The sequence below is a fragment of the Roseibium sp. RKSG952 genome, assembly GCF_009711355.1.
The window spans coordinates 285,149-295,187 of record NZ_SMMF01000963.1; the positions used below are offsets into that span (position 1 = coordinate 285,149).

Annotated in this window: 10 protein-coding genes and 1 tRNA gene; 4 read left to right on the top strand and 7 right to left on the bottom strand. The window is 49.4% G+C overall.

What is annotated here, in order from left to right:
- Positions 1-219 precede the first annotated feature (219 nt).
- The 6 genes from E1297_RS50910 to E1297_RS47530 form a co-directional block, all read right to left on the bottom strand.
- Positions 220-684, bottom strand: coding sequence for a recombinase family protein (locus E1297_RS50910; RefSeq protein ID WP_209016427.1), 465 nt, complete (start codon positions 682-684; stop codon positions 220-222).
- A complete protein-coding gene (locus E1297_RS51500; protein ID WP_209016428.1) occupies positions 639-830 on the bottom strand; it encodes a recombinase family protein in 192 nt (63 codons plus the stop codon). The genes E1297_RS50910 and E1297_RS51500 overlap by 46 nt, the downstream gene beginning before the upstream one ends.
- Before the next feature lie 318 nt (positions 831-1,148).
- Positions 1,149-2,900, bottom strand: coding sequence for a hypothetical protein (locus tag E1297_RS47515; protein ID WP_155151312.1), 1,752 nt, complete (start codon positions 2,898-2,900; stop codon positions 1,149-1,151).
- Positions 2,901-2,997: 97 nt separating this feature from the next.
- Positions 2,998-4,053, bottom strand: coding sequence for an AAA family ATPase (locus E1297_RS47520; protein ID WP_155151315.1), 1,056 nt, complete (start codon positions 4,051-4,053; stop codon positions 2,998-3,000).
- Between the two features lie 181 nt (positions 4,054-4,234).
- Entirely contained in the window at positions 4,235-5,830 is a 1,596-nt protein-coding gene (locus tag E1297_RS47525; protein WP_155151318.1) for a hypothetical protein, read from the bottom strand.
- 357 nt (positions 5,831-6,187) lie between these two features.
- Positions 6,188-6,328 carry a hypothetical protein gene (locus E1297_RS47530; protein ID WP_155151320.1) on the bottom strand — a complete coding sequence of 47 codons (141 nt, stop codon included), beginning with the start codon at positions 6,326-6,328 and terminating at the stop codon, positions 6,188-6,190.
- 868 nt (positions 6,329-7,196) lie between these two features.
- Here E1297_RS47530 and E1297_RS47535 point away from each other — a divergent pair.
- Positions 7,197-7,649, top strand: a complete 453-nt coding sequence (locus E1297_RS47535; protein ID WP_155151322.1) for a hypothetical protein — start codon at positions 7,197-7,199, stop codon at positions 7,647-7,649.
- Entirely contained in the window at positions 7,646-7,888 is a 243-nt protein-coding gene (locus E1297_RS51505; protein WP_155151325.1) for a helix-turn-helix domain-containing protein, read from the top strand. The genes E1297_RS47535 and E1297_RS51505 overlap by 4 nt, the downstream gene beginning before the upstream one ends.
- A gap of 92 nt (positions 7,889-7,980) precedes the next feature.
- Here E1297_RS51505 and E1297_RS47545 read toward each other — a convergent pair.
- A tRNA-Leu gene (locus E1297_RS47545) sits at positions 7,981-8,067 on the bottom strand.
- Positions 8,068-8,210: 143 nt separating this feature from the next.
- On the opposite strand from E1297_RS47545, the gene E1297_RS47550 reads away from it, so the two are divergent.
- Both E1297_RS47550 and lipB read left to right on the top strand, forming a co-directional pair.
- Positions 8,211-8,870 (top strand): DsbA family oxidoreductase, encoded by a 660-nt coding sequence (locus tag E1297_RS47550; protein ID WP_155151328.1) that lies wholly within the window; start codon positions 8,211-8,213, stop codon positions 8,868-8,870.
- Positions 8,871-8,909: 39 nt separating this feature from the next.
- On the top strand, positions 8,910-9,566 hold the full coding sequence (gene lipB / locus E1297_RS47555) for a lipoyl(octanoyl) transferase LipB (RefSeq protein ID WP_155151330.1): 657 nt from the start codon (positions 8,910-8,912) through the stop codon (positions 9,564-9,566).
- Positions 9,567-10,039: the final 473 nt, after the last annotated feature.

Consider the following 10,039-nt stretch of genomic DNA (forward strand, 5'->3'; position numbering starts at 1 on the left):
GTTTTTTCGCCAATCTGCCAACGGCCGTGGTTATCTTTGTATGCATAGATACTCCCCAAGGCTATCGCTCGTTTTATTGGGTTTTTGGTGGTGCCCGCCAGGAAGCAGGCATGCGGCATCGTTATGTATCCCATGTTTCATCCCTAAAGATTCAGGCAATCGGCCCTGAACCTTAGGTTGTCGAAACATCGAAAAATGCAAACCACCCTAAACCTGAACTTAACCTGTCTCTGCTGGCTGTCTTTTCTCCGGAGCCACCGTGCCAGGCCGAACTTGAAATCCCAACTCTTTCCCAATCGCATACACGGTACTTCTGGAGATCTGCATTTCTCTGGCAATTTGAGCAACAGGCAGTCTCAATTCTAAGCGGCGCCGTACATCGTCTCGGTTCACAGCAGGCTTCCGGCCTTTGTACTTCCCTGCGGCCTTTGCCTTGGCGATTCCTTCCCTCTGCCTTTTCCGGATGATCGACCTTTCGAATTGTGCAAACGCCCCCAACAGGTGCATTTGTAATGTTGCCGCCGCATCATCTGTATCTGGATTGCCTGAAAACTTCAGGTTTTCACTGATGAAGTGAATGCTTGCGCCGGACTTGCTGATAGTTTGAACGATTTCCAGAAGGTCAGACATAGAACGTGCTAGGCGGTCGATGGACCAAACGTGGACTTCATCGCCAACCCACAAGAATCCAACATCTTGGCTAGCTCGGGGCGCTTCATAGATCCGCCAGAAACCTTTTCTTCAAAAACACGATCACAATAGCTCAAATCTTGGCGTTCAAGGTTCTGTTCGTTGGAGCTTACGCGTCGATACCCGATCTTTCTGGCCATAGTTTTACCTCTGTTCACTTGACTTCTAGAACTTACTCGAAATGTGTTAATTTGAAGTGAAAACCACCCTAGTTGAACGCTTCTCCACAAAAATCTTGACCACTTGGACTGTTGCCTTGGGGTCCACTCAAATTGAGCACCAGATACTGTTTCTCCAAACTACTGACGTGATTGGCGACAAAAATACCTTTTTCGCCAGAAATTACTGGTTTAGAGAGCAAATGATTTCGGACAAACAAGCCCACCTTTTTTTCGCACCTAGATAAGATGACGTATCCATAGCCCACAATAGGTTTTGCAAAGACAAATGGGCTGAGCCTAATCGTAACCCCAAATGACTGTCGAAACATCGACTTCACTTATCTCTTCGATTTTACTGATGTCAGCCTTGTATTTTTTGTAAGCAAGCCGGCAAAAGCTAAAACTCTCAGAATAATTAGAGAAGCCGTAGGGTCGGCTGCACATTTCGGATGACAACGCAAAGGTTTGGTCGAAGTAGTCATGAGCACTGACAATCAAGTTGCCGATAGAGCGAGAATCGCTTGCTGAGTGCACTATCGAATTTCGAGCGCGGTAAATCCTATATATCTGCTGTTCGACATTTCTTTGATGCTTCTCAACCCACGAAACCAACTTTTCCCCAGACTGGCATTTTTTGTTTAACTCAAAAATTCTTTTTCTCAACAATGGAAACTCATCCATATGCGCCAAGAGTTTACTACACGTCTCGTCGTGTTCTGGAAGAACAGTTAGTGAAAAGACTTGCTCCGTTAGTGTGAGATCCTTGCTTATATCGCCTGAACGCAAAGCGCTTTTCAATTTTGCGTCGTCCCAGCGCTTTAGGTCTCGCGTCAAGTTCCCAAATATCCTTGAAAGATACTGAAGCCCAATGAAGGGAACAATCCCATCGACAACACTACCAACTATGCTCTTTGCTTTTTGAGATGGGGCAATCGTCTCAAGTGATGTCCAAAGATTAATCAGTTGGTTTTCTGGGATTTCTGATCCAAGGCTCATTCCGTGGAAATCCACGACCCTAAAAAACTTCTCTCTATCGCTGCCGACGGGTAGATTTACTTTCTTGATCAGGCCTTCTAACTTGCGGCCGGCAAGTCCTTTTCGATTATCTCTAATAAACTCCATGCTATTTACATCAGCACGAAGCTTAAACACCTCAACTTCATCCCCATCCTGTAAAATCAGCGCGTGCCGACCAATTTTGTAACTACCCTTGTGATAAAACAGGCCGTACATGTCCTGTAGTCTTGCAACCGTTTTCTTCGCCACACTAAGAGCGTTAAATGGATCCGGCACCTCTATTTTTTGAATGGTAATGAAGACCTCGCCTTCACCTAGCTCCAAGGTCTCACCGCAACCGGAAATTGCGGGCGGTTCATCAGCGGAAACTTGAACGGAGAATAGATCTGATATCTCCTTTTTCACCAAATTGTCGTCTGTTTTTACCGTCAGATGAACAGAGTACTTTCGCCTCTTTGGAATAATTTCCTGAAAAAAATCTTCTAGCGCCTCATCGTCTTCGCGAGCCTTAGCTCCAAAAAAATAATCCCCAACTAGCTTGGACAAGTAAGCAACATCGATTCCGCAATTTACTGCTGTTGTGACTATTTCTCTTGCAAGAAAATCCATTCTCTCCAATTCGTTCGGAGCTGTTTCTTTCGCAAAATCGAAACAACACTGTAGATATTTTATGGGTTGAAGTTCCGTGGAGATAACTCGGAGCATTCCCTTGATCGCATCAAAATCATTCTTGTCCACCTTGTTGTATTCTTCCCAGGGCACTCTCATGATTGATTTTGCGACGAAGTTGCCTGACATTCGAGCTTCTAACTCTTCCCAAATTCGTTCCACGTGGGCGGGATTAACATCGTGCTCTTCATAGTCGTCCAATACACTGAGGCATTCACGAGCCAGAAACGGAGCGTTGGTCGTAGGCGCCCGGTAGCTATCAATCGTGTATGGATACGTTAGCTCGTCAATCCTCTGTACTAGAAAGAGAACTCCGCGGCTTCTTTCTTCCTTGATCCAATTTTTTGTTTCTTTCAGTAGCATCGAGCGTTCCCATAAGATTCGACGCAAGAATTTCCACAAGGGGCGATCAACTTCAACGAGAAAAGGATCGCCAAACATCGTTCAAAGGCATTGACGATTAGTGCTTCAGCGGCAAGGTTTCGAACCTTTGCACTTCATCAAGAAGTTTTACAACGAAACGAACGCTGACAGCCTTGCTCTCAACTGGCTTGTGGATGGCGTCCGTTACTTGGTCCACGCAGTCTTCAGGTAGCGACCGCCTGCGGATCTCTTTTTCAATGAAAGTCGCCAAATGAGCTTCACTCGGCGGATCGACATGAATTGTACGAATGCGAGACCGGATCAATGCCGGAAGAACACTTGCATCGTTTGCAGTCATCAACCAGTTGACCCGGCTCATATCAACTCCAACCTGGAAATATGGGCAATGCCAATTCGCAGATGACACAGGTTCCAGCAAACCAAGCAGAGCAGAGTGCATTGAAGTACTGTGACCGCTAGTACCGAAAGCGGTCCCGGCTTTATCGATTTCATCGATGACGACAATCGGATTAGCTACTTTTGAGGACAGCATCGTTTTCAGCGGGCGCCCACATTCAGCACCACCCCACCCTCGGCTCAAGCCAGCGATAGGGAAACCCTCGGAACTTGCCCCTCCATCAATATGAACCACCGGCAGGTGAGAAAGGTCTGCAATGCGACGCACAAGGTGTGTCTTTCCCAAGCCAGCTCCTCCAACCAGAAGCGTCGGCCTCAACTTCAAACCTGAACCATGCTCAATGATGTTGTGGCGCATGTCCAGCCAGATTTCATTGATAACCTGCTGCATCCAAGGCATCTCATCATACAACATTGCCGCGATTTCATCGACTTGATGTACAGACGATGGACCACCTACTGCAACTCCGTTTGTAACAGGTCGCAGCATCTTTCTGTCAGCTCGGGAGAGATGCTGACCTTGAGAATACCTGCCACGGGCTTCGATAATCTTCTTTGCGCGACGGCGGATCTTGTCGGTGTCCTGCCACGACAGACGCTTTGGTTCTTTGGCGTCATCATCTTTGCAACTTGAATACCTGACGTCTTCCAAATGATTTCTCAAGCGCCGTTCAATGTCTTCATCATCGGTTTCGAACAGTTTCAGGTCAGTGAGTAACGGTACAATTCTTGGCATATGAACACCCTCGTGCAAGTGTCGCAGATGGTTATGTCCAAGAAACTACCCTCAGAAATAGACCGCCTGCATTCAATAGATTTCGACCAGCAATGCTGCTGCTCATATCAGATGAATGCGGATCCGGTTTCTGTTCATTCGCGTAACATATTGCAAGCTCAGTGGAAGTTCAACGGGCAACCTAATTTTGATTGGCGGCAGTACTGGAGGACGGTCTGGTGTTTGTGCCGGAAATTCTGTTTATGAAGCCTTTGAACCAATTTAAGATTGGGGCCATGCTGGGAACCCAACGTCCTGGTTTTCTCGCGATGTCTTTCCGGCCAAACCTTCCCCGGTGAACTGTCTTTTGGGTTTTGAGACGTTGCTTGCGCTCGTTTAGAATCTCCCGGAGTGTATTCAGAACGTTTGGTGATGCGATTACCGTGTAACTCTGAACATCAGCATCGCGGAGCAACCGCTCGATGTCGTTGGCAAGCGGAGCAAGGAATTCTTTCAAATCGAAAGCTTTTCCCGTGTTCATCTCCCAGGCATGTCGAGCGATCCGATTGGCTTCAAACAAACTTCCCGGAACACCCCTGCCTGAACCTGGATCGAAGTTGCTGTCGCAAAAGTCCTGGACGTATCCAAAAGCGACCAGGCGACCGTCCGGTGCCGCGACAGGACGGCCGCAACCGCAGTAGGCATTGTTTGCCTTGCCCCCGGCCTTTGGCTTTAGCGTGTCTTGCTCCCTGCCCCCCTTGAGGTCCACCTGTGCAGTAGCTTCTGGTTCGCGGACTCCATGTTTTTCCACCAGGCAGACAGAAAGACGACCTGTAGTTTCACATTGGGAAAACTTCGTGCGTCGCCCCTGCGCCTTTAGTTCCTGCACTGTCTCCTTAAGCGAACCTTCCGTCCTTGTAAGACGCCTGCCTTTGGAGACAGTCAGGTATGCTTCGAACACCTTTTTATTTTTAGACGCGGCAATCTCATACGCGGTTTTGCTGGGCTTGGTTCCATATCGGACGAATTGGGCGACATCCTGGTGGGCAATGCATTTTAGACAGACCCCAGCCTTGCTTTGCAGCCAGGGCGTGTTCTCTTTGATGAATGCCAATGCTCTTTGACGATGGACCTCACCAAGGTCAAAGGTCAGAAAAATATGAAAATGCAGATAGAAGGTTTCCGTTTCAGACTGAAATGGTGCTTCCAGTTGAACATACACGAAGTCGCCCAGGCCAGAGTTTTTAAGGGCGATTTTGAGCTTATTCATGCGCTTGAATGCCAGGGCCACGCCAGCTTCGTAGCCATCAATCGAAACTCGGCCGCCCAGGGCCGGAAACGTCAGCGCCGCCAATTGGGCTCGACCGCACACTTTAGTCTCATAGAGATACTGAAGATTGGCCGCCGTCTGGGTTGTATCCACTAGGGCAACGGAAGGCAGCCGCTTGTCGTGTTTGAATGCCGGGTAACAGATCGCCAGGTATTCGTTGTCCGGCAGACCTAGCAAAAATTGTGCAGCTTTCTTCTTGCCGGGCCGGTACAAGTCGTATCCTACTTCGGCCGCCATCTCGGCAACAACGGCAGACATTTTCCGATACCTTTCAGAACCTGAGCCGAGGCGGAAACCGCCGTGATATGCAACTTTCTTACCCACCTGGCGCAACGTTTTCGGCGGGAGCAGTTCATGCCCACAAATAGGCGTTGCCTGCCCGCTGTGCAGCTTGGTTTCATGGTGATCACGTCTGCGTGGCGCACACCCTCTCTGGTCGCGGGTTTTGCCCGCGTTGTTCTTGTTCACAACATGTATCCTTCGGTTCAATGGCCAAAGGACGGTTGTTGTTTTGAGCTAAATCGACTCCGTGCCTCTGACCGCAATGTCTCGCGACCGGGGCTGTTGTCACTCCAACTTCAGGGATGTGGCCACGACTTCTGATCGCCAGAAAGCACATGGCACAAATGCGGTTTCAAACTTTTTAAAGGATTGGGGGCGTTTAGAATGCCGAAAGGACCACAGGCTGCTATTGGGCATCGGATCGGACGAAATGGAAGAGTTGCCAAAAACAAAAATTTTGGGGCTCTCTCCATTACTTAGTACAAAAGAAAACAATTTCTCCCGGTATGTAAGAAATTTCCACAAGCGTTTTTTGGGGCCGGATTAGTCATCCTTTTTGAATCTTCCGGCAACTCTCTCTGCTTCCAGTCCGATCTTCACAAGTTCACGGATGGCCGCCGAACGCCCATAGATCGCGTTCTGATGGGTGTATGCCTTGATGTCCGACAACTCATCGTCCGTCATCAGTATTTGCAGTCGTTGTGGGGGGTGTTCACCAAGTTTTTTCATCATACAAGGGTATCACTATACACACAGTGCGTCAAATGCTTGACGCTCCAATATTATTACTATACACACTATACACACAATATGTTAGATGCACATTATCACCTCAGGGAGATAGGATCATGATCCACTTTTTTCAGCTTCAGTTCCATCGCGCACATGAAATCTGCGTCGTCTTTCACGTTTGCTACGTTTGCTACGAGTTTGCGCACAAAGCGCATGTGATTTAACGAACCTCATCCAAATTATGTTGTTCAGTCGTTTCGTTGCATACGCTTGAAATAATATGAGGTGAGGCGACGGTTCAGTCCAATTCTCATCGGACTGGACCGAGCTACTTGCCCTCGAAATTCAACAGGTCGAAAATCAATGTCGTCTCCGATTGCTGAACTTCGGGCAAACGGGCAGATCAATTCAGGCTCACGCCTTTTTAGCCAAGTGGCGCGCAACATTTTTCTAGCAATGTTGCACCCAAAGCACTCAGCTTAACAGAGCTCTCATCCGTCAGAGCGCAGTTGGCTAAAACGCCTGGATTTCACCTCGCCGCCTATTCTTGGGTTGAGGCCTGACTATTCTTGAGGGGGTCGAAAACTATTCTTGAACTGCCTATGGCTATTCTTGCAGTACTCAAGAACAGAAAAAAATAATAAAAGTCAATATCTTAAATCCACCCAAACACCACACCAGCCCCAAATTGGGAATAATTTTTTGCACGGATTTACTCCATTCGCACTTCGCAAATAGCCTTCGAGCATCAAAGCGCCAATCCTAGCCTGAACATGAATTTAGGCACGGCGCAGAACCTGAAACCAGAATAGGAAGAAGAATGGAAGCGGAGCTAAACACCAATACGTCTGAGACGCCTTGCCCCCTTGAGGTTACGTACGTTGACTACCTTAACCTCCTACCAAATTTGGATCTGACTCGCGAGTTGCTTGATTTGTACCGAGCCTGCAACCGAGATGCAGAAATGCTTCCTTTTGGACTTTCCCAGGACATTCGAAAGGGACTGGCACTAGAAGTATATATGTACAGGGCCGTCAAACGTCGCGAAATCGAAGACGAGAAAGAGATGTGCAATCAAAGTGAGATGAAAACAATAATTGCGACCATTCGCGATGTGGCCTCCTGCCTGCCCCTTGAAGAACTAGCGTACTGCCTGCGGCTTCACTTCTACCTGAAGGAAAAAGAACCTGATTCAGATCTATCAGTTGTTCAGAACATGCTGTCGGAGCTTGTTCTTAGAGCGAAGATTTCGGAGGGAGAAGCACTTAGATGAATGCTCAAAAATCCGCTAGCTTCTTTGGAGGAGCCAATTCGAGCCTTCATGAGATTGCCGCGTCACCACCTGACTTGGCCCCCATTTATGTCCCTTTAAATGAATCAGCCAAGTGGTTCGGCGTCTCGCGTGACACGATTTACCGAGCGAGGAAACGTGGCTACCTCAAAATCTACAAAGCAGGGAGCCGATCAGTCTTGAAGGTTTCCGAAGTGAAATACTGGATCGAACATCGTTGATGTATCGCTTCCAGTGTGTGGGGCCGGTTGTGGGGCCGGCTCTACTCAACCCCAGACTTATACTATAAAAACAATACCTTGGGGGTTGACATTGGTGCGGTCGAGAAGACTCGAACTTCCACGGGTTTTACCCCACAGCGACCTCAACGCTGCGCGTCTACCAATTCCGCCACGACCGCACTGTCTGTGACTTGGTAGAGCGGCGTATAGACGTTGAACGCAGGGATGTGAAGAGGCAAAAACACACAGGTTTGAAATCCCCGACACAACCCATATCTCTAGCGTCAATACACTGCCACACCTACCCCTTCAGGAGTTCCAGATGACATCGCCCGATTCCCGTCCCGTAGTTCAGATCGACATCGTCTCGGACGTCGTGTGCCCGTGGTGTATCGTTGGATTTCGCCAGTTGGATCAGGCGTTACAGCAGCAAAATGTCCTGGCTCAACTAAGATGGCACCCATTCGAGCTCAACCCCACCATGGGACCCGAAGGCCAGAACCTGCGCGAACATATTATGGAGAAGTACGGCTCGACCGAAGAACAGAGCCAGCAAGCGCGCGATCGCCTGACCTCGCTCGGCTCGGAACTCGGATTCGATTTCAATTTCACCGACGAAAGCCGCATGGTGAATACCTTTGCCGCCCACCAATTGTTAGACTGGGCGGAAACGCAGGGACGACAGCATCCGTTGAAACTGGCCTTGTTCAAAGCGTATTTCAGCGACCAAAAGGATGTGTCGGACGTGGACGTACTGGCAAACGTTGTTGCCTCCGTTGGTTTGGACGAGGTCGCCGCCAAAGCAGTGCTTGAGTCGCAGGCCCATGCAGCCTCGGTCAGAGAGAAGCAACAGTTTTGGACCAGTCGCGGTATATCGGGCGTACCTTCAATGGTTTTTGGCGGAAAGTATCTGCTAACAGGTGCTCAGGGCACCGAGACCTACGCCCAAGTTCTGCAGCGATGCCTTGCCGAGGCCGCTTGACCCCTTTCGCAACCATCGCATGCGCGATATGAGCCGCCTATGGAATGGAAGATCTCTGACGGGCTGACCGATTATCAAGAGGCCGTTGCCTTCATGGAGGCGCGGGTGGCTGCGATTTCTGCGGGTGAGGCTGACGAATGCATCTGGCTGCTTGAACATCCCCCGCTGTACACCGCGGGCACTTCGGCGCGCCGAGAAGACTTAACCGATCCGGATCGCTTCCCCGTGTATGAAAGCAAGCGCGGTGGTGAATATACCTATCACGGCCCGGGCCAGCGCGTCGTCTATGTCATGCTCGACGTCGGCAAACGGGGGCACGACGTGCGCCGGTTCGTGAAGCAACTGGAAACCTGGGTGATCTCAGCTCTGGCGGAATTCAATGTCCAAGGCGAAATACGCGAAGGGCGCGTTGGCGTTTGGGTTCAGCGCAAAGACAAACCACTGACGGTTACCGGCCAACCCGCGGAAGACAAGATAGCCGCAATTGGTATCCGCCTGCGCAAGTGGGTCAGCTTTCATGGTATCTCAATTAACGTTGAACCCGAACTTGATCATTTCACAGGTATAGTACCGTGTGGCATCCGGGAGTACGGTGTCACATCACTCGTCGATCTTGGGCTGCCAGTAACCATGCCGGATCTGGACGTGGCATTGAGAAAGACGTTTTCAGAGGTTTTCGACCCAGCAACGGCCTGAGAGTCTGACGTCAACGAATCGAATTTTGACGCTAGGTAAGCAACAGTGCCAAATCTGACGAGGCTCTGTTTCCCAAAATGCCCGAAGTTTTCCGAAAATTTACACGATTTAGTGTAAAATTTAGAGAAACTTCATCTGCCCTCAATACATCTGTCTCTGTTACGAGTAACATGAACCTACCGTTCTAGAGTGAGTGGTGTGTTAAACCGGTGATCCTGGGCTTGCCCGCGAAATCCGATAAGTGTTTGGTTACGAGTCTGCCGTTCCGACCCCATAATCGGAACGGCAATTCCTTTTTAAGGCCCCTTAATCTTCCTGATGCCCGAACCGTAGCGAGCCAACACAGGCGCTTTCTGAGCGTTCGATTTCGAGTGTGACATGTCCGATGGCGAAATCTTCACTCAGTGAGCGTTTTACTTCGCTACGGATTGCCTCTGCCCGATGCCAGGCCTCATCAGCGATAACCAGATGTG